This window comes from Streptomyces sp. NPDC006012 (assembly GCF_042871185.1).
Classification (GTDB): Bacteria; Actinomycetota; Actinomycetes; order Streptomycetales; family Streptomycetaceae; genus Streptomyces.
Map to the genome: position 1 here is coordinate 1 of NZ_JBIAIE010000026.1, position 26294 is coordinate 26294.

Annotated in this window: 18 protein-coding genes and 1 pseudogene; 3 read left to right on the forward strand and 16 right to left on the reverse strand. The window is 72.1% G+C overall.

Going from position 1 to position 26294, the window contains the following annotated elements; genetic code table 11:
- The first annotated feature begins 715 nt into the window (after nucleotides 1-715).
- Together ACFYPJ_RS31540 and eccCb are read left to right on the forward strand one after the other, a co-directional pair.
- On the forward strand, nucleotides 716-1162 hold the full coding sequence (locus tag ACFYPJ_RS31540; RefSeq protein ID WP_389024612.1) for a hypothetical protein: 447 nt from the start codon (nucleotides 716-718) through the stop codon (nucleotides 1160-1162).
- The gene (gene eccCb / locus ACFYPJ_RS31545) at nucleotides 1125-5459 is read left to right on the forward strand and encodes a type VII secretion protein EccCb (protein ID WP_389024614.1); all 4335 of its coding nucleotides are present in this window, start codon (nucleotides 1125-1127) and stop codon (nucleotides 5457-5459) included. The genes ACFYPJ_RS31540 and eccCb overlap by 38 nt, the downstream gene beginning before the upstream one ends.
- 194 nt (nucleotides 5460-5653) lie before the next feature.
- Here eccCb and ACFYPJ_RS31550 read toward each other — a convergent pair whose 3' ends face one another.
- From ACFYPJ_RS31550 to ACFYPJ_RS31615, 14 genes are all read right to left on the reverse strand, one after another.
- Nucleotides 5654-6532, reverse strand: a complete 879-nt coding sequence (locus ACFYPJ_RS31550; RefSeq protein WP_389024616.1) for an amino acid ABC transporter permease — start codon at nucleotides 6530-6532, stop codon at nucleotides 5654-5656.
- Entirely contained in the window at nucleotides 6529-7173 is a 645-nt protein-coding gene (locus ACFYPJ_RS31555) for an amino acid ABC transporter permease (RefSeq protein WP_389024618.1), read from the reverse strand. Before ACFYPJ_RS31555 ends, ACFYPJ_RS31550 begins: the two co-directional genes overlap by 4 nt.
- A gap of 11 nt (nucleotides 7174-7184) precedes the next feature.
- Entirely contained in the window at nucleotides 7185-8132 is a 948-nt protein-coding gene (locus ACFYPJ_RS31560; RefSeq protein ID WP_389024620.1) for a glutamate ABC transporter substrate-binding protein, read from the reverse strand.
- Nucleotides 8133-8149: 17 nt separating this feature from the next.
- Nucleotides 8150-8728 carry a hypothetical protein gene (locus tag ACFYPJ_RS31565; RefSeq protein ID WP_389024622.1) on the reverse strand — a complete coding sequence of 193 codons (579 nt, stop codon included), beginning with the start codon at nucleotides 8726-8728 and terminating at the stop codon, nucleotides 8150-8152.
- A 123-nt stretch (nucleotides 8729-8851) separates the two neighbouring features.
- Nucleotides 8852-9271 carry a DUF6278 family protein gene (locus tag ACFYPJ_RS31570; RefSeq protein ID WP_389024624.1) on the reverse strand — a complete coding sequence of 140 codons (420 nt, stop codon included), beginning with the start codon at nucleotides 9269-9271 and terminating at the stop codon, nucleotides 8852-8854.
- Nucleotides 9272-9329: 58 nt separating this feature from the next.
- Nucleotides 9330-10109 carry an exodeoxyribonuclease III gene (locus ACFYPJ_RS31575; protein ID WP_389024626.1) on the reverse strand — a complete coding sequence of 260 codons (780 nt, stop codon included), beginning with the start codon at nucleotides 10107-10109 and terminating at the stop codon, nucleotides 9330-9332.
- Nucleotides 10110-10152: 43 nt separating this feature from the next.
- Complete coding sequence (locus tag ACFYPJ_RS31580; RefSeq protein WP_389024627.1) at nucleotides 10153-10788, reverse strand: MBL fold metallo-hydrolase; 636 nt, start codon at nucleotides 10786-10788, stop codon at nucleotides 10153-10155.
- Nucleotides 10789-10822: 34 nt separating this feature from the next.
- On the reverse strand, nucleotides 10823-12124 hold the full coding sequence (gene pcaC, locus ACFYPJ_RS31585; protein ID WP_389024629.1) for a 4-carboxymuconolactone decarboxylase: 1302 nt from the start codon (nucleotides 12122-12124) through the stop codon (nucleotides 10823-10825).
- Between the two features lie 86 nt (nucleotides 12125-12210).
- Nucleotides 12211-13458 carry a sulfite oxidase gene (locus ACFYPJ_RS31590; RefSeq protein WP_389024631.1) on the reverse strand — a complete coding sequence of 416 codons (1248 nt, stop codon included), beginning with the start codon at nucleotides 13456-13458 and terminating at the stop codon, nucleotides 12211-12213.
- A gap of 749 nt (nucleotides 13459-14207) precedes the next feature.
- The gene (locus tag ACFYPJ_RS31595) at nucleotides 14208-16472 is read right to left on the reverse strand and encodes an SWIM zinc finger family protein (RefSeq protein WP_389024764.1); all 2265 of its coding nucleotides are present in this window, start codon (nucleotides 16470-16472) and stop codon (nucleotides 14208-14210) included.
- A 629-nt stretch (nucleotides 16473-17101) separates the two neighbouring features.
- Nucleotides 17102-20095 (reverse strand): SNF2-related protein, encoded by a 2994-nt coding sequence (locus ACFYPJ_RS31600; protein ID WP_389024632.1) that lies wholly within the window; start codon nucleotides 20093-20095, stop codon nucleotides 17102-17104.
- A 199-nt stretch (nucleotides 20096-20294) separates the two neighbouring features.
- Complete coding sequence (locus ACFYPJ_RS31605) at nucleotides 20295-20876, reverse strand: sugar kinase (RefSeq protein ID WP_389024633.1); 582 nt, start codon at nucleotides 20874-20876, stop codon at nucleotides 20295-20297.
- Nucleotides 20873-22018, reverse strand: a complete 1146-nt coding sequence (locus ACFYPJ_RS31610) for an ROK family glucokinase (RefSeq protein WP_389024635.1) — start codon at nucleotides 22016-22018, stop codon at nucleotides 20873-20875. Before ACFYPJ_RS31610 ends, ACFYPJ_RS31605 begins: the two co-directional genes overlap by 4 nt.
- Before the next feature lie 99 nt (nucleotides 22019-22117).
- Nucleotides 22118-22867: a GntR family transcriptional regulator gene (locus tag ACFYPJ_RS31615; protein WP_389024766.1), complete on the reverse strand. Its 750-nt coding sequence runs from the start codon at nucleotides 22865-22867 to the stop codon at nucleotides 22118-22120.
- A gap of 116 nt (nucleotides 22868-22983) precedes the next feature.
- Here ACFYPJ_RS31615 and ACFYPJ_RS31620 point away from each other — a divergent pair, with 116 nt between their 5' ends.
- Nucleotides 22984-24024, forward strand: a complete 1041-nt coding sequence (locus ACFYPJ_RS31620) for a Gfo/Idh/MocA family oxidoreductase (protein WP_389024636.1) — start codon at nucleotides 22984-22986, stop codon at nucleotides 24022-24024.
- 100 nt (nucleotides 24025-24124) lie between these two features.
- Here the strand turns inward: ACFYPJ_RS31620 and ACFYPJ_RS31625 are convergent, their stop codons facing one another.
- Both ACFYPJ_RS31625 and ACFYPJ_RS31630 read right to left on the reverse strand, forming a co-directional pair.
- Nucleotides 24125-24850, reverse strand: coding sequence for a response regulator (locus ACFYPJ_RS31625; RefSeq protein WP_389024638.1), 726 nt, complete (start codon nucleotides 24848-24850; stop codon nucleotides 24125-24127).
- Between the two features lie 119 nt (nucleotides 24851-24969).
- A pseudogene (locus tag ACFYPJ_RS31630) lies at nucleotides 24970-26246 on the reverse strand (sensor histidine kinase).
- Nucleotides 26247-26294 lie beyond the last annotated feature (48 nt).

The window sequence follows — 26294 nt, forward strand, 5'->3', positions numbered from 1 at the left end:
GGTCTCTCCTGTTCCGGCCCAGACTGTGCACACGTGCCGCCCTCCATACCCCGGGAGAACCCCGGAGGCTGACCCCGGAACAGGGCCCCCAGGACGTGGCCTTCGCCCAGTCATGAGGGGCTCGGCTTCTCCGCTTTGGGTCTGACGAGGCTGCAAGGTTCGCTTCACGCTACGGCCCGCGTGCTTGCTCCCTCCAAAGAGGTTCTTGACATCCCGCTCAGCCCGCCGCGTCTCCACGACGAACCGGGACCTGCTACCGGGCACTCCGGTGTCTACCCGGACGGGACTCCCACCCGCGAGCCTGGACCAGCTTTCAGGACGCAACATGCCTGCGACCATAACCGGCCGTCCTGCGATTGATCTTGGTCGGTGAGTGCGGGGACATGGAGGCACCCGCGCGAGCTGCCTGGTGGGTGTCGAACAAACAGGACCCTCGCGGTCATGTCTCGTTCCGCCTCCCGCGGAGGCGACCGTCGGCGGGAGGCGGCCGGGCCTCGCGCCGACACCGTACCGACCGGACGCTGACCCGCAGGTCGTGAGCAATGACCCGGGTTCTCGTCGCGCTGCCCGAACCGCCCGGCCGCCGGCGACCGCAGCTTCTCGCGGACGGCTCCCGTCCTGTTCCCAGGGGACTAAGTGGCGCGTGCTCGTGCGGCCCGCCGGACTCGCTATACGATCAGCTGTCGACGGTGAGCTGCTGTGCCGGGGAGGCAGGGTGTACGAGCTGGTGCTCCGAGTGGATTCCGGTCCCGCGGCGTCCGCTGAGCAGGTGGAGCGCCACGTACGCAGCCTTTACCGGGACTTGCGAACGCTCGGCCTGTTCAATGTGGAGCGCAAACAGGCTCCCGCACCGGCCGGCTCGATGGCCTCCGCCGGGTACGAGATCGGAGCCCTCGTCGTCAGTGGCGCCTTCACCGCGGCGGCGATGAAGGCCATGAGCAACGTCCTGGTGGCGTACATTCAGCGTGCCAAGGCCCGTTCCGTGGAATGGGAGTTCGACGGCGACAAGGGCACGTTCCAGGCGCTCTCCGCGAAGGACCAGAGCAAGCTGGTCGATGTCGTGGCCTCGCGGATCGCCGCAGGAGTCAGCACGAATGCCGACAACGGGGAGCCGGGAGACAGCGATGGCGGGTCGCCGGATCGCGCTGCTGGTCGCGACTGACGGGTACGTCGATCCCGGGCTCAACCAGCTCCGGTCACCCGCGCGCGGCGCCGGTGAGTTGGAAGGGTTGCTCAAGGACGAGGCGGTGGGCCGTTTCGACTTCGTCCGTACGCTCACCAACCGGCCCAAAGAGGAGATCGAGCGGGAGATCGAGGCGCTGCTCAGCAATCGCGCGCCCGACGACCTGGTCCTGCTCTACCTCGCCTGCCACGGCATCAGGAACGACACCGACCGGCTGTTCTTCGCGACGGTCGGAACGGACCTGAACCGCCCGCACACCACCGCCGTCCGTGCCGACCTCATCCATCAGCTCCTGGACGAGTGCGAGGCCCGCACCAAGATCGTGCTCCTCGACTGCTGCTACAGCGGTCTCTTCCACCGGGCCACCCCCATGTCTCCCGCGCCGGTGGATGTGGAGGCGGCACTGGTCGGCCGCGGCACCTTCGTGATCACCGCGTCCACCGCGCTTGAGTACGCCTACGAAGGGGACCAGCTCACGCTGGACAACGCCCGGCCCGTGGCACGCTTCACCGCCGCGGTCAACGAGGGCCTCAGCACCGGACTGGCCGATCTCGACCGTGACGGTGTCATCACACCCGACGAGCTGTACACGTATGTGCACGACGCCGTCGTCAACCAGAGCGGCCCGGAACAGACGCCCACCAAGTCCGGTCAGTGCGAGGGACATGTCCCCCTCGCCTACGCTGCGCGCACCGACCCCTCCACCGGCTTGCCCTCGCAGGGGGCGAGGACGAACGAACTGGTGCTGGGGACGCTCCTCCCCCCGCCGGTCGACACCCCGGACCGCGGGTTCATCTGCGACTCCTGGGAGGGCGCGTCCCGGCTCGTGGTGCCGATCGGTCGTACGGCTGCGGCTTCCGGCGGCGAGCTCCTGTGCCTCGACCTTTCGGGGCGGAGCGGGAACGCTGCGGTCGTCGGCAGGCTGGGCAGCGGCAAGACGACGCTGCTGCGTGTCCTCGCGATGTCGCTGGCACTGACCCACACGCCGCACGAGGCGGAGCTGTATCTCCTGGAGGGAGCCGTCAACCGGCTGGGTGTGCTGCGGTCGATGCCGCATGTGAAGAAGGTCGCCGCCGCACACGAGCACGAGGCGGTCGCAGAGGTTCTCACGGCCTTGAAGGACGCCATCGCCGACCGACGGGCCCTGTTCCGGGACCTGGACATCGACTCCGTCGAGGAGTTCCGCGAGCTGCGGGCAGCGGGACGGCTCCCGCGCGCCAGCGCCAGCGATGTCTTCCTGGTGATCGACGGCTGGCTCGACTTCGACTGGGAGATGCCCGAGTTCTCCCAGGAGGTCCACCGGCTCGCCAACACCGGCCTGAACTACGGACTCCATCTCCTCGTTTCCGCCCGGCGGTGGGACGACTTCGGGGCCGGCCTGCTGGGCTTGCTCGGGACCCGTGTCGAACTGCCCCTGGACGACCCGTCGGAGTCGCAGATCGATGCGACTCTCTCGGCGAGCCTCGGGATCGGCTGGGCCCTGTCGCTCCGACGGCGCTTCCGGGTGGCCGTGCCTCACTTGGAGGAGGTCACCGGCTCCGCAGCGGCCAGGCAGGCCCTGGCCGAGACAACGCAGCGGATGCGGGAACGCTGGCTCGGCGTGCAGCCGGACACGGCGCCCCCGGCCCGCACGGACATCCCGTTCACGAAACTGTTCGGCATCGGCGACGCCGAGCGGTTCGACGTGGTCCGCACCTGGTCGCAGCGCCCACCGCAGGAACGGCTCCGGGTGCCGATCGGGGTCGGTGAGGACGGCCAGCCCGTCCTGCTCGACCTCAAGGAAGCGGCACACGGCGGGATGGGGCCACACGGCCTGTGCGTCGGCGCCACCGGCTCCGGCAAGTCGGAACTGCTGCGCACGCTGATCCTCGGCCTCGCCGTCACACACTCGTCGGAGACACTGAACTTCGTCCTGGCCGACTTCAAGGGCGGTGCCACCTTCGCCGGCATGGCGGAGCTGCCGCATGTTTCGGCGGTCATCACCAGTCTCGCCGACGAACTGACCCTCGTGGAGCGCATGAACGATGCCATCGGCGGCGAGCTGATGCGCCGCCAGGAGCTGCTGCGCGCTGCGGGCAACTACCCCAACGTCTCCCAGTACGAGAAGGCCCGAGCGGGGGGCGCCCGGCTGGCTCCCCTCCCCTCACTGCTCATCGTCGTCGACGAGTTCTCCGAACTCCTCACTGCCCGGCCCGACTTCATCGAACTCCTCATCCGGATCGGCCGCGTCGGCCGCTCGCTCGGTGTGCACCTGCTGCTCGCCTCACAGCGTCTGGAGGAGGGCAGGCTGCGCGGCCTTGACACGTACCTCTCGTACCGGATCGGCCTGCGGACCCACTCGGCCGCCGAATCCCGTACGACGATCGGGGTTCCGGACGCCTATCATCTGCCCCCGGTACCGGGCTCCGGCTACCTCAAGCACGACATCGGCGCCATGTCCCGCTTCCGGGCCGCGTACGTCTCGGCCCCCTACGCACCGGAACACGCCCCGGACACCGCGGACGGCACGGTCGTCGACGACGTCTTCGCGGACAGTCTGCTGGACGTGCTGATCCACCGAATCGCAGGCCAGGGACCACCCGCGCACCAGATCTGGCTGCCTCCGCTGGACGAACCGGCCACCCTCGACCAGCTGCTGCCGGAGCTGGCGGCCTCTCCGGAGCGCGGGATGCACCCTCCGGCGTACGAGGGGCTGGGCGGACTCCGGGTCCCGGTCGGACTGGTCGACCGGCCCGACCAGCAGCGCCGCGATCTGCTGTACCTCGACTTCTCGGCGGCGGCCGGGCACGGCCTGATCGTCGGCGCCCCCCAGACGGGCAAGTCGACGCTGCTGCGTACGGTCATCTGCGCGCTCGCCCTGACCCACACGCCGTCCGAGGTCCAGTTCTACTGCCTGGACTTCGGCGGTGGCGGCATGCGGCAGATCGAGCAGCTGCCACACGTGGGAGGGGTGACCTCCCGGCTCGCGCCGGATCACGTCCGGCGGACGGTTGCCGAGATCGCCGGCGTGCTCGCCGAGCGGGAGGAGTTCTTCCGGACCCATGGCATCGACTCCATGGCCGCGTACCGCAGGGGACGCGCGGCCGGAAGGTGGCCGGACCAACGGTGGGGCGACGTGTTCCTGGTCATCGACGGCTGGGCAGGCTTCAAATACGAGTACGAGCAACTGGAAGAGAGCATTCTCGACCTCGGGGCACGCGGCCTCGGCTATGGCGTCCATCTGCTGCTCGCAACCCCTCGCTACGCCGACGTCCGCACAGCGCTACGCGACCATTTCGGCACGCGAGTCGAGCTGCGCCTCGGCGATCCGATGGAATCGGAGATCGCACGCAAGGCGGCGGCGGATGTTCCGGTCGGTGCGCCGGGCCGTGGTCTGACCCTCGACAAGTTCCACTTCCTGGCCGCGGTGCCCCGGCTCGCGGACGGACCGAGCGCTCACACCGGACTGGCCGACGCCACAGCGGAGTTCGTCGAGCACATCCGGTCACTGTGGACAGGACCGACCGCCCCGCCCGTACGCGTCCTGCCCACGCTGCTGTCCGTGGACGCGCTCCCCCCGGACTTCGGCCGCTCCAGGGCAGAGATCGCCCTGGGCCTCGACGAAACGACCTTGCTGCCCTTCGGCGTCGACTTCGAGACCGACCCGTATCTGGTCGTCATCGGGGAGAGCGAGTCCGGGAAGACTTCACTGCTGCGCCTGCTCGCCCAGCGGATCAGCGAGCGGTACACGCCTGAGGAAGCACAGCTGATCGTCATCGACTACCGACGTTCACTGATGGGCGATCTGCCCTCGGAGTACGTGACGGAGTACGTCCCCAACGGCTTGGAACTGCCGTCCCACATCGGGGCCCTGACCCGCGTCGCGGCGCAGCGGATGCCGCCCTCGGACATCACCCCGGAGGAGCTGCGCAACCGCAGTTGGTACACGACGCCGGACTTCTTCCTGCTCGTGGACGACTACGACCTCGTCGCGACCTCCTCGGGCAACCCGCTCCGCCCTCTCCTGGACTACCTGCCGTTCGCGCGGGACGTCGGCCTCCGCATGGTGCTGTGCCGCAATTCGATGGGGGCGGCACGGGCGATGTACGAACCGGTCATGCAGTACCTGCGGGACCAGGGCGCGCGCGGGCTCACGCTCTCCGGCGACAAGTCCGAGGGCGCTCTCATCGGTTCGGTGACCCCGCACCGCCGGCCACCCGGCCGGGCCACGCTCACCGACCGACGCCACCTGCCGCGACAGGTCCAGCTGGCCTACCAGCCTCCCCGTACCGTCTGACGGGCGAGGGAGGGGCGGCTCGGCCTCACCCACAGGGGAACGGATGCGGGCGGTCCGCAACGGGCGCAACCCGTCCGGCGCGCAGCTGACCTTCTCCTCACCGGCAGACGACCCGTCCTGCGGGTCCCTGCCACCGCGCGAGCAGTGATCTCCGGCTGCCGCCGGGCGGGCCTGGCCCCGTGAGCCGCTGCCCCCTACGGTCCCGGGGCGGTGGGCGGGCCCCCACCGGGCAGCAGCTTCTCCGGTCCGGCCGCGACGACGTCGACGGCCTCGGTCTTGGGACTGCGCTGCTCCTGCCGGGCCACCCAGCCGGCGAACCACGAGAGCAGCATGCACATCCCGATGTAGATCGGCGAGATCACCATCACCACGGGGATGAACGGCAAATCGTAGTCGAGGTTGGACGCGATCAGCTTTCCGGCATGGAGGAACTCCTCATAGGTGATCAGATAGCCCAGCGAGGTGTCCTTCAGGGCCACCACCAACTGGCTGATGATGGCGGGCAGCATCGCCCGCACCGCCTGGGGCGCGAGCACGTAGGCCATCACCTGGGTCTTGTACATGCCGAGCGCGAACGCGGCCTCCTTCTGGCCTCGTTCGACGGCGTTCACACCGGAGCGGAACACCTCGGCGAGCACGGACCCGTTGTAGAGGGTGAGTCCGGCGACCAGGGCGGGCAGTGGCTGCACCTTGAGCGCCACGAAGATGAAGAAGATCATCACCAGTACGGGCATCGCGCGGAAGAACTCGACGACGGCCGTGGCCCCCAGGCGCACCGCCCGGTGGTCCGACAGCCGCCCGGCGGCCAGCGTCCCGCCCAGCGCCAGCGACAGGACGGCTGCCAGCGCGAACGCCTTGAGGGTGTTCCCGAGGCCGCGCAGCAGCAGTTCCTGGATGCCCTGGTACTCGAAGGGCGTCCACTTCTCGTGGGCGAACTGACCGGTGGTGACCAGGAGGGAGACGATCCAGCCGAGCAGGGCGAGGATCACCGCGCCGGACAGCGCCCCGTAGGCGCGGTGCCGCTGGACGGTCCGCGGCCCGGGGATGTCGTAGAGGGCGCCGGCCTGGCTCATCGGACCACCCCCCACGTGCGTTCCAGCAGGTGGAACAGGGCGCTGATGGCGAGCGTGACGATCAGGTAGCCGACGGCGATCCAGACGAACGTCCAGACGATGTCGTAGCCGAGTTCGCCGAGGGTCTTGTACGTGCCGAGCAGTTCGGTGACGCTGAACGCGCCCGCGATGGCCGAGTTCTTGGCGAGCGCGATCAGGGTGGAGCCGACCGGCGGGATGACGGACCGGAACGCCTGCGGGAGGATCACCAGGTTGAGGGTCTGCCCGAAGGTCATGCCGAGACTGCGGGCCGCCTCGCCCTGCCCCTTGGGCACCGTGTTGATGCCGGAGCGCAGCGCCTCGCAGATGAACGCGGAGGTGTAGCAGCCGAGCGCGATGACCGCGAACACCTGGAACGGCAGGACGAGTCCGAACCGGGGCAGTCCGAGCAGCACCGCGAAGAACAGCAGGGTCAGCGGGGTGTTGCGCAGGACGGTGACCCAGGCGGTGCCGATCGCCCGCAGCGACGCGACCGGCGCCACCCGGAAGGACGCCATGAGGAAGCCCAGCAGGAGCGCCAGCACCGAGGCGTAGACGGTGAGTTCGACAGTGCCGAGGAAACCCCGGACATAGGTGGGGAAGTTGTCCGTCAGTACGTTCAAACCGTCCTCGCTCAGCTCGCCGGGTAGCGGTCGATCGCGGGTGGGCGGGGCGCCGGCACGCCGGACAGGCCGAGCGTCGCCTCGTACGCCTTCTTCCAGTCGCCGTTCTTCTCATGTGCCTCCAACGCGTCGTTGAGTGCGAAGCGCAGTGCGTTGTCGCCGCGCGGTACGCCGATGCCGTACGGCTCCTCGGAGAACGGCTCGCCGACGAGCTTGAGTTCGCGGGGCGCCTTCGCCACGTAGCCGAGGAGGATCGCGTCGTCGGTGGTGACGGCGTCGACCTGGTAGGTGAGCAGGTTGTCGACGCACACCGAGTAGGCGTCGTAGGAGACCAGGACCGCTTGCGGATAGTCGGCCAGGATGCGCTGGTAGGGGGTGGAGCCGGCCGCCGAGCACACGCGTCTGCCCGCCAGGTCCTCGGGTCCGTGGATGCGTGTCTCGTCCTTGCGGACCAGCAGCGACTGCCCGGCCAGGTAGTAGGGCCCGGCGAAGCCGACCAGCTTCTTGCGGCCCGCGTTGATGGTGTAGGTGCCGACGTAGTAGTCGATCTGGCCGTTCTGCAGGGCGGTTTCGCGGTTGGCGGAGGCGATGGTCCTGAAGTCGATCGATTCCGGCGGCAGGCCGAGCGAGGCGGACATCATCCTGGCGATCTCGATGTCGAAGCCGGAGTAGGTTCCGGTCGCCGGGTCCCGCTCGCCGAGGTAGGGCTGGTCCTCCTTGGCCCCGACGATGACGTGGCCGCGCTGCTTCGCCCTGGTCCAGGTCGGGGAGTCGGGCAGCTTGAAGCCCCGGGCCACCTGGTAGCGGGGAAGCGTCGAGGCCGCGGGGCCCTTGCCGGGCGGGCTGCCCGCCCTGCCGCATCCGGCGGCGAGCAGCGCGGCGAGCACGGCCAGGGCCAGGGCGTGTTTCGAATGTCGCGTCGGAACGCGGCCCGGGGGCACACGTCTGGTACGGAACATGGGTGGCACCCCCCGGCTCAGTGCATGAGGATCTTGGGCAGGAAGTCCTTGGCCCGGCCGCGGTCCGGGCTGGTGGCGAATTCCTCCGGGACGTGGTCCTCGACGGTGCGGCCGTGGGGAGTGAAGTCGGTGCGGCCGTGGGGCGTGAAGAGGGCGCGACCGTTGAGGGTGAAGACGGTGCGACCGTCAGCGGTGAAGGCGGTTCGGGTCGGCCGGCCGACCCGGGCGAGGGGGCCGCGGGAATCGAGGAGTTCAGGGGAGCGGCGGTCGGCCCCGTCCCGCCGGTGCTCGCCCGCGCTGCCCGGCCGCACTCCGCGCAGCTGTGCCCTGCTCAGCCTCACTCCGCCCAGCCGCGCCGGCGGTCGGCCCTCCGCGGGCAGCCGGCGGCCGACGGGTCCGGCCGTTCCCGGACGGACGCTCTCCAGCCGCTCGACCGTCCTGCACGGCGTCGATGTACCGGATCCCGACGGGCCGATGACGACGACCACCTCTCCCTTGCCGACGGTGGGGCCGATGTCCCGCAGGTCCCGCAGCACATGCAGCTCGCCGTTGTACTCGTTGACGTCACTCAGCTCGATCAAGGGATCGACGGCCATACGCAGCCCTACTCACTCTCAGCTGTGTCGTGGTTGCCGCAAACTATCCAGACAAAGGTGGACTTAATACACGACACGCACTTTCGGGCATTAGCCGTATTTACTGTGCTGAACCTTCCGCATTCAGGCTTCGGCGACCTCTCCGTACAACTGCGACAGCTCGGGAACCCCGTTCGCGGCCCACTCCTGGCCGTCCGCGACGACATCGAACTCGCGCCCCGACGCGAGCCGGACGACGGGCTGCCCGCCGGGCCGGATCGCCCACTGCGCGCCGGGCACGGTGCGCACGATGACCGTGCCCAGATAGAGCCCGGCGTCATTGCCCAGCCAGGGCAGGATCTCCGGATCGTCGCGCCAGCGCGGCAGCACCTGGTCCAGCGCTTCCAGTGAGGCCACGGAGTCGTCGAGCCGGACGTCCTCCCGCGACGCCTGGGAGCGCAGCAGATCGCACTCGGACAGCAACCCGGCGAGTCCCTCGGGGTCGAGGGGCAGCACCGGAGCAGTGCCTCGTCTGTGCCGATTGCCCAGGAAGGGGATGTGCATACGCCCAGCGTGGCACCGACCAGGTCGGAGGCACCACAGGGCGGACGCGGGTGTCGTGCTAGACGTCCAGATCCGCCACCACCGGGGCGTGGTCCGAGGCGCCCTTGCCCTTGCGCTCCTCGCGGTCGACGTACGCGTCCTTGACGGCGTCGGTGAACGGCCTGTTGCCGTAGACCAGGTCGATGCGCATGCCCCGGTTCTTGGGGAAGCCCAGTTGGCGGTAGTCCCAGTAGGTGAAGGGCCGGTCGTACTTGAGGGGGCGGGGGACGACGTCCGACAGGCCCGTCTCGCGCAGCGCGGCCAGGGCGGCGCGCTCGCCCGGGGTGACGTGGGTGAGGCCCTCGAAGGCGGCCACGTCATAGACGTCCTCGTCGGCCGGCGCCACGTTGTAGTCACCGAGGACCGCGAACGGCCGGCCGCCCGACGCGTCACCGGCGACGGCGGCCCGCAACGCCTCGAACCACTGGAGCTTGTAGGCGTAGTGCGGGTGGTCGACCTCGCGGCCGTTGGGCACATACACCGACCAGACGCGGACCGGGCCGCAGGTCGCGGAGATCGCCCGGGGCTCCACCGCGCCCTCGTAGCCGGGGTCGCCGGGCAGGCCCTTGACGACGTCCGTCAGGCCGACACGGGAGAGCACCGCCACGCCGTTCCACCGGCCGGTCGCGTTGACCGCCGCCTCGTAACCCAGTTCGCGCAGCTGGTCCCGGGGGAACTGGTCCTCGGCGACCTTGGCCTCCTGCAGGCACAGCACGTCCGTGCCGCTGCTCTCCAGCCAAGCCAGCAGTCTGGGCAGGCGGGCGGTGATCGAGTTCACGTTCCAGGTCGCGATGCGCATGCTTCACAACCTACCCGGCGGCACTGACAGCGCCTGCCCGCGCTCAGACCTCGGCGCTGGCTCCGGCCGCGAGCCGCTGATGGTCCGAGCCGCCGAGGGCGCCGATCTGCCGGTCGTAGATCGGCCGGGCGAGGTCGGTGAGCAGGGCGTCGTGGATGTCGTAGGCCCGCTGCGGCTCGACCTCACGAACGTAGTCGATGACCTCGGAGATCTTGTTCCAGGGGGCCATCACCGGGAGCATCAGCGTCTCGACGGGGCAGTCGGGGACGGTGAGCGCGTCACCGGGGTGGAAGACCCGGCCGCCGTCGATCAGATAGCCGACGTTGGTGATCCGCGGGATGTCCGGGTGGATCACCGCGTGCAGTTCGCCGTGGACCTGGACGTCGAAGCCCGCCGCGGTGAACGTGTCACCGTGGCCGACCGTGTGCACACGGCCCGGGAAAGCCGCCGTGATCTGGTCGGCGACCGACTTCAGGGTCCAGACCTCGGCCGCCGCGTTCGCCTCCATGGCGGCCCGCAGCCGTCCCTCGTCGAAGTGGTCCGGGTGCTCGTGCGTGATCAGGATCGCGTCCGCGTCGACTGCGGCGTCGGCCTCGCTGAAACCGCCGGGATCGAGGACGAGCGTCCGCCCGTCCTGCTCCAGCCGGACGCAGGAGTGGGACTTCTTCGTGAGCTTCATGGAAAACATCCTCCCCCTCCCCCGTGCCCCGCGCTCAGTCCGCGGGCGTGGTCTCCTCCCGGATGACCCGCTGAGCCACCCTGAACGCGCTGTTCGCCGCCGGGACGCCGCAGTACACGCCCGCCTGCAGCAGCACTTCCTTTATCTCGTCGGGGGTCAGCCCGTTGCGCAGCGCCGCCCGGGTGTGGAAGGCCAGCTCCTCCAGGTGACCGCCCGCGACCAGCGCGGTGAGCGTGACACAGCTGCGCGAGCGGCGGTCGAGACCGGGCCGGTCCCAGATCTCGCCCCACGCATACCGGGTGATGAACTCCTGGAAGTCCCCGGAGAACTCGTCGGACTGGGCCAGCGCCCGGTCGACATGGGCGTCGCCCAGCACCTCACGGCGGATCTTGAGGCCCGCCTCGTACGAGTCGGGCCTCCCCGCCGGCCTCGGTGCCAGGACGGGCGGGGCTATCTCGGCTATGGGCACGGACTGCGGCGGGGCGGCGGCCAGGACCGGCTTGACGGGGGGCGCACCGATGGCGGCCATCTGGCCGGTCCCCGGGTCGAGGGCGGGCTGCCAGGCACTGGAGAAGTGCCGCACCAGCAGGTCGGTGACAGCACCCGGCTGCTCCACAGGGACCAGGTGGGAGGCGCCGGGGACCACCGCGAGCCGGGCGTCCGGTATCCCGGCGACCAGGGTGCGCGCCTCGGCCGGGCCGGTGACCTGGTCGTCCGAGCCGACCAGCACCAGCGTGGGCACGCCGATGCGACCCAGCTCAGGACGCACGTCGAAGGTGGCCAGCGCCTCGCAGGCGGCGATGTAGCAGCCCGGGTCGGTGGTGCGTACCATCTGCACGGCCCACTCGGTGATCGCGGGCTGCGCGGCGGCGAAACCGCTGGTGAACCAGCGTTCGGGCGAGACACGGGCGATCGGGTCCAGCCCGTTGGTCCGCACGATCACCCCACGCTGCCGGAACTCGTCGGCCGTGCCGAACCGCGGCGAGGTGGCGACCAGCGCGAGCGAGGCGAGCCGCTCCGGGTGGCGCAGGGCCAGCTCCATGCCGATCGCGCCGCCGAGCGCGCAGCCCGCGTACCCGAAGCGCTGCACGCCGAGCGCGTCGAGCGTGGCGAGCAGCAGCGCGGACAGTTCGGTGACGGAACCGGCCGGACGGGCGGGCGCACCGCCGTGCCCCGGCAGGTCGAACCGGAAGACACGCCACTGTCTGGTCAGTTCGGGGACCTGGCGGTCCCACATGTGCCACGTCGTGCCGAGCGAGGGGCCGAGGATGAGGACCGGAGCATCTTCGGGGCCGTCGAAGCGGTACTGGAGGGCAGGGGTCGTCGTCTCACTCACCGTTCCACGCTAACCGCCGGTTCACTCCATCGGGTCCCTGGCCCCCCACTCTCCACACCGGGCTCCCTGGGATCGACGGAGAATTCTCACGCAACATTCACCGGATGGTGGACTATTGCATCGAAGAGGTAACCCTGTGTGTTCGGCGTGGTGATGTCGGGCTGAGTGCGTCCCGTGGCGTCGGTGGCTCGGGCCAGCAGGACGTACCCACCCGGGGCCGGCGGACGCCAGTCGGTGGACCAGCGGACCCAGCCGGCCCGGCGCGGCGCGTCGTGCAGCCGGGCCCGCCGCCACGTCGTGCCGCCGTCGGTGCTGACGTCGACCCGGACGACGCCCCCGGCACCGGACCAGGAGCGGCCGGTGAGCCGGTGTTCGGTGACGTCGAGTCTCGCGCCCCAGTCCAGTTCCCAGGCGCTCTTGACCGTCTGCCGGGTCAGCGGGGCGCTGCCGCCCTCCGGATACACGTCGCCGAACAGCCGGTAGAACTCGGTGTTCCACGGCGAGTAGAGCGGCTGTGCCGACACCTCGATGTCGCCGACCCACTTGACCGAGGCGATGCCTGCCCAGGAGGGCACCACGACCCGTACCGGATGGCCGTGGTCGTACGGCAGCGGCTCGCCGTTCATCTCGTAGGCGAGCAGCACGTCGTCCAGGGCCTTGGCCAGCGGCAGGGGGCGCCGCACCCGTCCGAGGTCGGCGCCGTCGGCCGTGACGTAGGCGGGGTCGAGGCCGCGGGGCATGACGTCGACCGCATGGGCGCCGAGCCCGGCCCGGCGCAGCACGTCGGCCAGCCGGACGCCGGTCCAGCGGGCGGTGCCGATCGCGCCGAGCGTCCAGGCCGTGCCGGCGACGGTCTGGCCCTGCTGGCTGGTGAAGAAGCTGCGCCCGTTGCCCGCGCATTCCAGGAAAGCGGTACGGGTGACGGCGGGCAGACGTTTGAGGTCGTCGAGGGAGAACTCGACGGTCCGGTCGTGGACGAGGCCGTCGCCCCGGACGGTGAGGGTCCAGTCGGCGGCGTCCAGGACGGGGGTGACGGTGTGGTTGCGGACGAAGAAGTGGTCGACCGGGGTGTGGTAGCCGGTGCCCGCCAGAGAGGCGAACCTGGTCTCGGCGTTGGTGCCGCGCACCGTGAACCAGTCGTCGGGGAGGGCTTTGACGATGCCGCCGACGGCCGGAGCGGGCACGGCGGCGGGTGCGTGGGGGGTGGGTACGTGCGTGGTGGGGGTGGCGGCGGTGGGAACGTCGATGGCGAGGGCCGGGGTGGCTGGAGCCGCGGTGGCGAGGGCCGGGGTGGCGGTGACTCCGAGGCCGGCCGCCGTCAGGAGCCTGAGCATGACCCGTCGGGAGACCCCGTCTGCACGGGCCTCACCGGCCAGCCACTGTCGCAGGCGATGCCGGTCGTAGGCGGATTCGCCAGTGGATTCGGGGGTGCGGTCGGGGGTGCGGCGGCCGGCGCGATCGGCGTTGGGTGGGGTGAATCGGATTGATTTGGTGGTGGGTTCGGGGCTGAGTTCAGGGGTGGATTCAGAGGTGGATTCGGATTCGGAGGTGCGCATCGTGCGGGCCTGCCTTTCGGAGGGGCGGTGCGCGGACGGATGGCGTGTGCGGGGAGGGCGGACGGGCGGTACGCAGGCGGCCGGTACGCCGACGGGAGACACCGACGGCGACCCCGTACCGGAAGCGGAGGCCACTGTCCTGTGCCACGGGGTATGTGCCACGGGGCGCGGAGCGCTGGGCGCTTGGCTCGGTGACCGGCCTGGGTTCCGCGAGGCGGACCGGCGAGGGCTGGAAAGACCAGAAGGGCCGGACGGACCAGACGTGCCGGACGGGCTGTTCCGAAAGGGCCGGTGGCGAGAGGGCCGTCAGGTGATGACGATCAACAACAACAGCGACGGAACGCGAACGCGCGGAACCGCAGGGCGGCGGGGCGGCGTCGGCTGCTGATCATGGGGCCATGGTACGAGGGGACGGGCCGTGCGGGTGCGGAATCAGGCGGAATCGACGCGGAAACAAGTCTGAACGGCCACCCCGCCGGCCGACCGGACAACCACCGGCTCGCCTCCGGCACCCGGTCTCCGCACGCTCAGCTGTCGCCCAGGGCGTCCAAACCGGTCAACGCACCGACCGGGTCAGGGTCCGGGGTGCCTCTAGGCCACCAGTCCTCGCGGCCCGGCTCCGATTCGTAGGCGTACCACGAGCCGTCGCGGCCGAGGCGGAGTTGGACATGACCCCGGGGGTGGGTGAGGTGGTTGCGCCAGGGACGGAACGCGGGGAGGTCGGCTGCCAGCAGCTGGGGGCGGGCCCGGTCGAAGCGGCCCGCCGGTGGGTCCCAGGGCTCCTCCAGGACAGCGAGCCCGTCGAGTCCGCCCTGTCGCCAGGCGGCGACCGCACGCGCCAGTTCGGCCGGGGTGCGGTCCACGGCGGCTGCCAGAGAGGAGTAGAGCGCGCGGGTGGCGGCGGTCAGGCCGGAACCGGGGCGGGCCGCGGCGAGGCGCACCGCGTCCTGCCACAGCGTCAGTTCGCCTACCGGGTCCCAGCCGGTGGACAGCAGCGTGTACGCGCGGGCGGCGGCGTCCGTCGCCAGCTGGTCCAGGGCGAACGGGTCGGGTCCGCCCGGTGCCGCCGGATACGCCGGGGGCTGTTCGGGGTGCGCGGGCGGTGGCAACGGGGCCGGAAGCGGCGGGCGTTCGCCGGCCGCGAGTGCGTCGGTGGCCCTTACGCCGGGCAGCGGTTCCGGCTGCCGCTGCTGCACGGCGCGGGCCTCGGCGGTGGCGCTGCGGCGGGACAGCGCGTCGAGGAGCCGGCGTTCGCCCCGGCCGCGCATCAGGAGCAGGACGAAGGGGTCGGCGTCGAGCAGCCGTGCCGTCTGGTAGCAGAGGGCGGCGGCGTGCTTGCAGGGGTGGCCGGAGTCAGGGCAGTTGCACCGCGGATCGAGATCGCCGGGGCCGGGCAGCAACGCGGCGCCGCTGTCGGCCAGCGACTCGGGCAACTGCCGGTCGAGCAGCGCGGCGATCCGGCCGGGCCGTTCGGCGGCGGCGTCCAGGAAGCTCTCCCAGTCGGCGTCGTCGAACGTGCGCAGCCGCACCTGCACCAGGTAGGGACGCGGGCGGCTGCCGCGTACGTACGCCAGCACGAGCCCCGGTGTGACGGTGATCGCGTCCACTTGCCCCTGCTCGGCGTAGCCCCGTCCGCGTGCCAGGCGCCTGGCGTCCAGCGCGCCCTGTTCCAGGGCGGACACCCAAGCGTTGCCCCACCAGCTCACGGCGAAGGGCTCCCCGACTCCGCCAGTGACCGACCTGCCGGGAAACGGCGCGAAAGTACGACGCAGTTCCCCGTCCCGGTGCGGGGCACCCAGGGTCCAGGTCCCACGCGACGGAACGGATCCAGAACCTGAACCTGAACCGGATCCAGAACCGGAACCGGGACCGGAACCGGGGCTGTCCGCCGGTGACCCTTCATGGCCCGCGCGGGGTCCCGATGCGTCCTGGTCCGGGGCGGCGGATGTGTGCGGGTGCAGGCCGCCTTGGGCATCCGGACGCGGGCCGCCCAGCGCGGCGGGGCGCGAAGCGGCCTGTGCCTCCGGACGCGGGACGACCTCTGCCTCCGGGCGTCTCCAGGGCCAAACTCCCTGATCGGCGGCGGTGATGACGCGCTCGGGCTCAGTATCGGGCCGGGTCTCGGCGCCGGACACGGGCTCGGCCCTGGCCGGGGCGACCGCCGGGGACGGCAGGCGGAACACGTCGGCCGGCAACTGCCGCACGTCCCGGCCGGATCCGCCGCGGGCAGCACCGGCCCCCGCACCCGCCGACGGGCCGCCGGAAGCGGTCAGTGATGCTGCCGCCCCGGTAGCACGGGGAGCCGGGGCGCGGTTCGCGGCGCGCGGTGGCGTGGAGGGCCGGCGTTCCTCGCCGAGCCTCTGTGTCTCTTGGCGTGCCGCGCGCAGGGCCTCTCGGGCGGCGTCGCCGGGACGGCTCCCGGAGCCGGCGCCGTCGCCGGGACGGAGGTCGGTGGGGGCCGCAGCGGTGGAGGAGGACGCGGTGGGGCCGGCGCCGTCGGCGGGTGACGCGTTCTGCGGGGCAACGCGGTCGGCGAAGGTCCCGGCCGCGGTGTGGGATGCGGTGTCCGACGTGGTGTCCGATGCGTCGTCTGTCGCGGGTCGCTGCCCGTCACGACCGTCCCGCCGAACGGTCGGGTCAGGGGCAGCTGAGTCCGCGTCCGCCCGGCGAGCACCGTGCACAGCACGCCCAGAGCGCCCAGCGACGGCGGCCGACCTGAGCGCGGCCCGGGCCGCATCGCCTGGCCTCGACCGCCGCACCGGCGGATCGTCGCCCTCGGCATCGGCTGCCAGGGGTCCCTGATGGGCACCCGAAGCCGTACGCCGCGGCAGTCCCCCCTCGGCGTCCCCCTTCGTATCCCGTGACCTTCCCCCCACAACGTCCCGCACCGCATCGCGCGGCAGCCCCTCCGCCGCCTCCGGCCCCGCCCCTCCCGTTTGCTCCCCCGACACCCCTGGCCCAAGCCCTCGCGTTTGCGCCTCCGGCAGCTCCAGCCCCGTCCCTCGCGACTGCGTCTGCGCCGCACCCGAAATCGCGCCACGCACCCGCTCCCCGGACAGGTCCGAAACCACACCACGCGACCGATCCCCTGGCACGCCCGAAGCCACGTCACGCAACCGCTCCCCAGGCGCTCCCGAAGCCACACCCCCCAGTTGCTCCCCCGTCACGCCCGAAGCCGTGTCGTGCGCCCCCTTCTCCGCCCGGGAACGGGGCCGCGCCGTGTCTTCCCGTTGTGTGCCGGCCCGTTCGCGGGCCGCCCGCAGTGCGCGCCGGGCGATATCGGCGGGGCGCTCCTCCCCGGCCTTCCGCTCCCCCACGCCCTTCCGCTTCTCCGCAGCCTTCCGGTCCTCCCCAGCCTCCGGGCCTTCCCCAGCTTCCTGGTCCTCCCGAGCCTGCCGGGCTTCCCCTGAGTCCCGGGCCGTCATGACGTCCTCCGCAGCGACACCAGGTCGGACAGCTCACGGTCCGTCAGCTCCGTGAGGGCCGACTCGCCCGAGCCGAGGATCGCGTCGGCCAGGGCGCGCTTGGACTCCAGCATCCGGGCGATGCGGTCCTCCACCGTGCCCTCGGTGACCAGGCGGTGGACCTGGACCGGCTGGGTCTGTCCGATGCGGTAGGCGCGGTCGGTGGCCTGCTCCTCGACGGCCGGGTTCCACCAGCGGTCGAAGTGGACGACATGGCCGGCACGGGTGAGGTTCAGGCCCGTCCCGGCGGCCTTGAGGGACAGCACGAGGACCGGGGTCGCCCCGCTCTGGAAGCGGTCCACCATGCGTTCGCGCTCCGGTACCGGCGTGCCGCCGTGCAGCAGATCCACGGGGACCGCGCGGGCCGCCAGGTGGGCGGTGATCAGCCGGGCCATACCGACGTACTGCGTGAAGACAAGTACCGAGCCGTCCTCGGCCAGCACGGTGTCCAACAGCTCGTCTAGCAAGGCTAGTTTGCCGGAGCGGGCAAGCATGCCGGGCCCGTGCGGCGGCTCCTTGAGATACAGCGCGGGATGGTCGCAGATCTGCTTGAGCGCACCGAGCAGCTTGAGGACCAGGCCCCGGCGTGCGATGCCTTCCACGGTCTCGATCTCCAGCATCGATTCGCGCACCACCGCCTCGTACAGCGCGGCCTGTTCGCGGGTGAGCGGTACCGGATGGTCCGTCTCCGTCTTGGGGGGCAGTTCCGGGACGATGCCGGGGTCGGACTTCTTGCGGCGCAGCAGGAAGGGGCGGACCAGCCGGGCCAGCCGGTCCACCGCTTCCGGGTCCTCGCCGTTCTCCACGGCGCGCGCGTGCCGGGCGCGGAACGATTTCAGCGGTCCGAGGAGTCCGGGGGTCGTCCAGTCGAGCAGCGCCCACAGTTCGGAGAGGTTGTTCTCGACCGGTGTCCCGGTGAGGGCGACACGCGCCGGGGTCGGGATCGTACGCAGGGCCTTGGCCGTGGCCGAGTGCGGGTTCTTGACGTGCTGCGCCTCGTCCGCGACGACCATGCCCCACGGCTGGCCGGCCAGGCGGGGGGCGGTCGAGCGCAGGGTGCCGTACGTGGTGAGGACGAAGCCGCCGGACAGGTCGTCGAGGGTGCGGTCCGGGCCGTGGAAGCGGCGGACCGGGACGCCGGGCGCGAACCGGGCGATCTCCCGCTGCCAGTTGCCGAGCAGTGACGCCGGGCAGACCACCAGGGTGGGTTCCTGGCGGGCCCGCTTCAGGTGCAGTGCGATGACCGTGACCGTCTTGCCGAGGCCCATGTCGTCGGCGAGGCAGCCGCCGAGCCCGAGCGAGGTCATCAGGTCGAGCCAGGCCAGGCCGCGGAGCTGGTACTCACGGAGGGTGGCGTGCAGTCCGGCGGGCGGCCGGGCGGGGCCGATCCCGGCCGTGAGCCGGTCGCGGAGCGCGGCCAGCGCGCCGACCGGCACCGCCTCGACGCTCTCACCGTCGACCTCGGCGACGCCGGTGAGCGCCACGGACAGCGCGTCGACGGGGTCGAGCAGGCCCAGTTCGCGCTTGCGGGCCTTGCGGACCAGCGCGGGATCGACGAGCACCCAGCGGTCGCGCAGCCGGACCAGGGGCCGGTGCGCCTCGGCGAGCGCGTCCATCTCAGCCTCGCTGAGCGGATCACCGCCGAGCGCCAACTGCCAGCGGAACTGGAGCAGTTCCTCGCTCTCGAAGAAGCCGGTGCCGTCGGTCGCCGAGCCGGGCGCGGTGCGCACCACCGCGGTCGCCGACAGGTCGTGCGCCAGGTCCCTGGGCCAGTGCACGGCGACTCCGGCCGCGGCGAGGCGGGTGGCGGCCACACCGAGCAGATCGCCGAGTTCCGCCTCGGACAGGGCGAGCACGTCGGGCGCGTCCTGCTCGGCGAGCCGGTCCAGGGGCGGCCACACGCGGGCCGCCCGGCGGACGGCGAGGGCCGCGTCCACGCGCGCGCGTGGCCCGAACGCCGCGTCGGCCTCCCCCGCCCACAGGGCGGCGGCGTCGGCCACCAGGGTGGGGTCGGCGAGGCTGTGTACCTGGACGATCGCGACGCCCGCGGCGCGTGTCCCGGCGCCGCCGGCGGTCTCGTCGAACAGGTCGTGGGCCGACAGGTCGAGGCGGAGGGAGATCCGTACGCCCGTGTCCATGCCCGCGGCGACCTCCGCGGCCCAGTCGCGGGCGTCGGGCAGGAGGTGGGGCGCGCGGGCTGCGAAGGGCCCGCCGACGGTGTGCGGGGCGGCCGGGGTACGGGGCAGGGTGTCCGCGACCGCGTCCAGGAAGGAGCGGACCAGCGCCTCCGGCTCGGGCAGCCTGAGCGGACCCGGGCCGGACAGCGGGACGGCGTGCCCCTCGGCGGGGAGTGCGGCCGCCACGGCACGCAGGTGGGCGATGTCGTCGGGCTCCAGGGGGCCGGCCCGCCAGGCGTCGTGGCCGGCGGCGGTCAGGCCGGGCAGCAGTCGGCCGCGGGCCGCCAGCCGCAGCGCGTGCAGGGCCGCCGCGCCCCAGCAGGCCGTCGCCGGGTGGGCGGCCGGGTGGCGCCGGGCCCGCACGAGCAGGGGCAGGGCGGCGGCGAGCGGCAGGGACAGCGCGGGCACGGTCCTGCGGCGCACGCTCGCGCCGTGCGGGCGGACCACCGTCAGCTCGTCGCGCCGTACGCCCGGCGACGGCTCGTGGTCGGAGGCCGGCTGCGGTCGCCCCGCGGAGAGGGGCGGTGCGTCGGCGCGGACAGGTGGCGGTGGTGGGCCGGCCGGGTCCGGCAACTGGTGCGCGTCCGCCCGGGCGAGCCGCGGTTCCTCGTCGCCGACGGCCGGCAACGGCTCGCCGTCGGGATCCCAGAAGGCGATCCGGCCGTCGCGCGGCAGCGGCGCGGGAAGGTAGATCGCGGCGAGGCGCACCGGAACCGGGCCCCCGGTCTCGCCGGGTCGCCCCGTACGCTCGGCCGTCGCGGTCGTGCCCCTCATACGTTCTGCCACCTCCCACCCGTGCATCGGATCGAACGTCTTCGACTGTACGGGCGGGGTCTGACAACCGGCCCCGGCGACCGGCCCGAGCCGGATGGGTGAGCACCCCGACCGGCCCGGGCCGGATAGGTGAGCACCGGGGGCCGGTCAGAGCCGCGAATCGCTCAGTACCGCGGATCGGTCGGAGCCACGGAACCGGTCAAGGCACCGTGAGCGAGACGACGTACACCATCGGGAGCTTCGGGTCGGACATGTTCACGACCACTTCCTTGCGGGGCGCCGGGTTCTTCTTCCTGAGGCTGAAGCCCGACCACGGGCCGGGGCCGGTGAAGTCCCAGCCGGTGATCTTCCGGTCCCGGTCGGTGATGGTGATGTGGTTCGCCTTGAGGCTGTTCTGCTGCACGCCCATGGCCTCCAGGAAGCTGTCGAGGCCGGCGACAGTGGTGCGGAACTGGACGTAGAGGCGGCTGGTCTTCCAGTTGTTGGTCTCGTAGTAGGCGATCCGGTCGGCCGGGTGCGGGACCGACACCTGGTAGAGGCGGCGTTGCACCTTCGACGGCCAGCCCTCGGTGAGGCCGGTCGCCGAGTACTTGGCCTCCTTGTCCTTGCCGCTGTCCCGGCTCTGGTCGGCGGAGATCATCAGGTACCCGGCCGGAACGCCGATGAGCAGCACGATGATCAACAGGGTCAGGGCCCGGCGGCGGGCCCTGCGGCGGGGGCTCTCGACGGGCCGGGCCGGTGCCTCGGCCGGCTCGGACTGGTGCGGCAGCGACACGGTCATGCGGTGTCCCGGGGCCGACGGGCTGCCACGTACCGCTCGTAGCGCTCGTAGCGCTCCACCCGGCGCCGCTTGGCCCGGCGGAAGCGGCGGGCGACCAGCCGCGCGAGGTCGGCCGCGCCGACCATGCCGGCCTCGGGGCCGAGCTGAGCGCGGGTGATGCGCGCCTCGGGGCGGTAGCCGCGACCGGTGAGGTGGCGTTTGAAGGCGTCCCGCGCGGGGCCGATCAGCAGGTCGTCGGCGGCCGAGACGCCGCCGCCGATCACGAAGCAGGACGGGTCCAGGGCCGCCGCCAGGTTGGCGATGCCGACGCCCAGCCACTGGCCGATGTCCTGGAGCAGTTCGATGCACATCGCGTCGCCCTCACGCGCCAGCTCGGTGATCAGCGGGCCGGTGATGTCGCCGATGCTGCCCTTGACGTGCTCGATGATCCCGTACGCCACCGGGGAGTCGGCGGCGGCCAGTTCCCTGGCCTCGCGGACCAGGGCGTTGCCCGAGCTGTACTGCTCCCAGCAGCCGCGGTTGCCGCACGGGCAGCGGTGCCCGCCGGGCACGACCTGCATATGGCCGAACTCGCCCGCGACCCCGTACTTGCCCCGCTTGACCTGGCCGTCCTCCAGGATCGCGCCGCCGATGCCGGTGCCCAGCGTGATCATCACGAGGTGGTCCTCGCCGCGGCCGGCACCGAACCGCCACTCGGCCCAGGCGGCGGCGTTGGCGTCGTTGTCGACCAGCACGGGCACGGCGAGCCGGCCGGCCAGCCGGTCGCGCAGCGGCTCGTTGCGCCAGGACAGGTGGGGGGCGAACAGCACGCGGTTGCGGTCGGCGTCGACCCAGCCGGCCGCGCCGATGCCCACCGCGTGCACATCGTGCCGGTCGGACAGGTCGAGGACCAGTTCGACGATGGTGTCCTCGACGACCTTGGGGCTCTTGGACTTGTCCGGGGTCTCGGTGCGCAGCCGCTCCAGGATGTTCCCGTCGGCATCGACGACGCCCGCCATGACCTTCGTACCGCCGATGTCGATGCCCACGGTGGGGACTCTGGGGGCGGTCAGGTGGGACCGGCGTTCCCGCGTGCCGACCGTACGCAGGACGGGGGCTCTGCGGGATCCGATGGGAGCCGTGAGATCGCGGTAGGTGCTCATCACGGCCGATTCTGCCTCACCGTGGGGTGTGGATGGGGTCACGGCCCGACGGTCGTATTGTCCGGACATGATGACGGATCCAGTGGGCCGGCCGACCGCTCAGGACCGTACGAGCAACTGGAACTCGAACGAATAGCGCGACGGCCGGTAGATGTGGTCGCCGAACTCCACGGCGCGGCCGGTGTCGTCGAAGGTGGTGCGCTGCATGGTGAGCAGCGGGGCGCCCTCCGCCTCGCCGAGCCGCTCGGCCTCGGCCGCCCCGGCGCCACGGGCCCCGATGGACTGCCGGGCGCTGTGCAGGGTGATCCCGGCGGCCCGCATCAGCCGGTACAGACCGGTGGCCTCCAGTTGCGCGGTGTCCAGGTCGAGCAGGCCGGGCGGCAGATGGTTGACCAGGTACGCCATCGGCTCGCCGTGCGCCAGCCGCAGCCGCTCGATGCGGTGCACCTCGCTGCCCTCGGCCACGTCCAGCGCGGCTGCCACCGCCGCGGACGCCACGACGACGGTGTTGACGACGACCGAGGTCGCGGGCCGCTGACCGGCCGCCTCCAGGTCGTCGTAGAGGCTGCTCAGCTCCAGCGGGCGCTTGACCTGGCTGTGCACGACCTGGGTGCCGACCCCACGGCGGCGGACCAGCAGCCCCTTGTCGACCAGGGACTGGATGGCCTGGCGGACGGTGGGCCGGGACAGACCGAGCCGCCCGGCCAGCTCGATCTCGTTGCCCAGCAGGCTGCCGGGCGTGAGCGCTCCGTGTTCGATCGCGGCCTCCAGTTGCTGGGACAGCTGGAAGTACAGGGGGACCGGCGAGCTGCGGTCCACGCTGAGATCGAGTGAGGCGGTCGGGTCCACTTCTGGTTTCGGCACGGCCTGAGCGTAGCTCCGGGGCCGGTTGACGGGAAGTCGTGAGGTCCGATTGTCCGGACATAGCGATTGACAGCGTCCGGGATGGCCCTCAGTTTGTTTCCATGCGCATCGGGATCATCGGTACGGGCCGCATCGGCACCCTCCATGCGAACACGCTCAGCCGTCACCGCGAGGTCGGTTCGCTGATCCTCACGGACGCGGACCCGGCGCGGGCCCAGGACCTCGCGCACCGCCTCGGGGAGACGGCGGCGCCCGGCGTGGACGAGATCTTCACCTGGGGAGTGGACGCCGTGGTCATCACCGCGGCGACGGCGGCCCACGCCGACCTGATCGGGCGCGCGGCACGCTCCGCGCTCCCCGTCTTCTGCGAGAAGCCCATCGCCCTCGACCTGCCGGGCACCCTGCACGCGCTCGCCGAGGTCGACGCGGCCGGCACGGTCCTGCAGATGGGGTTCCAGCGGCGGTTCGACGCGGGCTACGCCGGCGCGCGCGAGGCGGTGCGGTCCCGGCGGCTCGGGCGGTTGCACACGGTGCGCGCCATGACCTGCGACCAGTCCCCTCCCCCGCCCGAGTGGCTGGCACTGTCCGGCGGGCTGTTCCGGGACACCCTGATCCACGACTTCGACGCGCTGCGCTGGGTGACCGGGCGCGAGGTGGTCGACGTGTACGCGACCGGGTCGGACGCCGGTCCCGCGATGTTCCGCGAGGCAGGTGACGTCGGCACGGGTGCGGCCGTGCTCACCCTGGAGGACGGCACACTGGCCACGGCGACGGCGACCCGGCTGAACGGCGCGGGATACGACGTCCGCATGGAGCTGGCCGGGGAACGGGACACCGTCGTGGTCGGACTGGACGACCGCACTCCGGTCGCCTCGACCGAACCGACCGGCCCGCCGCCCGCGGACAAGCCCTGGCCGGGGTTCCTGGAACGGTTCGGTCCCGCCTACGAGGCCGAGCTGTGTGCCTTCGTCGAGGTGGTGCGCGGCGAGCGGCCCAATCCCTGTGACGGCCGTGAGGCGCTGCGGGCCCTGCGCGTCGCCGAGGCCTGCGAGGTGTCCCGCCGGGAGCGCCGGCCGGTACGGCTGACGGAGATCCAGGGCGAGGGCGAAGCCCCGGGCGCACCCGCGCCGGCCGCCGGGTGACAGGGCCGCGGCCGGAGGACCACCCTCGTCGCCCACAGCGGCCTCCGCGCCGGCGGGCGGCGCATCCCGCGCATCGGCGGTTCGACCGGTGCCGCCTCGATCAACCCCGAGCCGTCCCGTTCCTGTCGTTCGCCTCGTTCATGCCGTTCGCATCATTGCCGTTCGTGTCGTCCAGGAGGCCCGCGTCGTAGGCGAGCAGGGCGATCTGTACGCGGTTGTTGAGGCCGAGTTTGGCGAGGATGCGGGAGACGTGGGTCTTGACGGTGGCGACGCTCATGAAAAGCGTGGCGGCGATCTCGGCGTTGGCGAGTCCGCGGCCGACCGCGACGGCGACCTCCCGTTCGCGGTCGTTGAGCGCGGCGAGCCGCTCCCGCGCGCGGGAGCGGCGGGTATCGGCCGCGCCTCCGGCCGCGTGCGCCATCAGCTGGCGGGTGACGGTGGGCGACAGGACGGGGTCGCCGCCCGCGACCCGGCGCACGGCGTCGACGATCTCGGCGGGCGGGGTGTCCTTGAGGACGAAACCGGCGGCGCCCGCGCGCAGGGCGTGCAGCACCTGCTCGTCGGCGTGGAAGGTGGTGAGGACGACGACCTGGGGCGGGTCCTCGCGATCTCGCAGCCGTTGGGTGGCCGTGAGCCCGTCCACCGACGGCATGCGGATGTCCATCAGGACGACGTCCGGACGGGTACGGTCGACCAGCGCCTCGACCTCGCTCCCGTCGGCGGCGGTGCCGACGATCTCGATGTCATCGGCGCCGCCCATCATCAGGGCCAGGCCCGCCCGTACGAGCGGGTCGTCGTCGACGAGGAGCAGTCTGATCGCAGTCATGGCCCTTACGTAATCACGGGTGTACGGCCTCCACGGGCCTCATGGGTACAAGACGGCCCGCGGACTCATGGATGTCCGGTGCACGGATGTCCACCGGCCCGCCGGGTACCGCGGACGTCTCAGGCGGCGGCCCACGGCAGCCACGACCGCACCTCGAAGCCGCCGTCGCCGGTGGCGCCGTGATCGAGGCGGCCGCCGGCCAGTGTCGCCCGCTCGGTGAGTCCGATCAGTCCCTGGCCGGAGCCGGGGACGTGCGGTACGTCGCCGTCCGGGGCGGAGTTGTGCACCGTGACGGTCAGCCCCTCGCCGGGGGCGCCGGTGAGGGTCACCGTGACCTCGGTGCCGGGGGCGTGCTTGCGGGCATTGGTCAGTCCCTCCTGGGCAATGCGGTAGGCGGTGCGGCCGACGGACGTGGGGACGGCGTCGGGCTCGGCGACCGGCTGTCCAGACCGACCTTGGCGCCCGCCGCGCGGGACTCCGCGACCAGGGCCTCCAGCGTGACCAGCGTCGGCTGCGGGCGCCCGTTGTCTTCGGAGTCGCCGGCCCGCAGCACGCCGATGATCTCGCGCAGGTCCTGCAGTGCCTCATGGGCGCTCTCCCGGATCACCCCGGCCGCCCGCACGACCTCCTCGCGGGGCGCGTCCGGCCGGAACTCCAGGGCGCCCGCATGCACGCTGAGCAGGGTGAGCCGATGGGCGAGCACGTCGTGCATCTCCCGCGCGATGGCCTCGCGGGCGAGCCGCTGTGCCCGCTCGGCGCGCAGCCGGGCCTCGGCCTCGGCCCGCCGGGCCCGGTCCCGCAGGCTCAGCATGAGCTGGCGTTTGGAGCGGGCGACCATGCCCCAGCCGATGACGGAGACGGTGAGCAGCGTGGCGAACAGGACGACGCCCAGATAGGGCAGCTCGGGATCGGGTCGCAGCCAGTAGAAGACCGGGGCCAGGGCGAGGTTGACGGCACCGGTCCAGGCCACGTACCGGAAGGGCCGGTGCACGGCGAGCGTGAACAGGGCGACCATGCCGGCGCCGCCCGCGGTGTTGGACAGCAGGCCGACCGGGATCATGGCGACGGCGAGCGCGACCGGCCACCGGCGGCGCAGCCAGACGGCGGCGCAGGCCAGGGCGCCGAGTGACTGGTCGAGGACGGCGAGCGAGTGGGCCAGGCCGACCTCATGACGCAGGGAATCGGCGCTCACCAGACCGAGGAAGACGGCCAGCAGGAAGCAGGAGAAGTCGACGAACCAGTCGCGTGCGGTGCGGCGCGGGCGCCGTCCGGCCTGCGCGGCGTCCGGGTCCAGCGCATGGATCACGGCCGACGGGAACAGCCACCGTCGGCCCGCGAAACCGTGGGCCGCCCGCTGCGGCTCCGCACCCTGCCTCGTACCACTCACGGTCGACAAATCTACGCAGGTTCGACGCCGGCGACCGCTGGGAGCGCGGCATCGGCG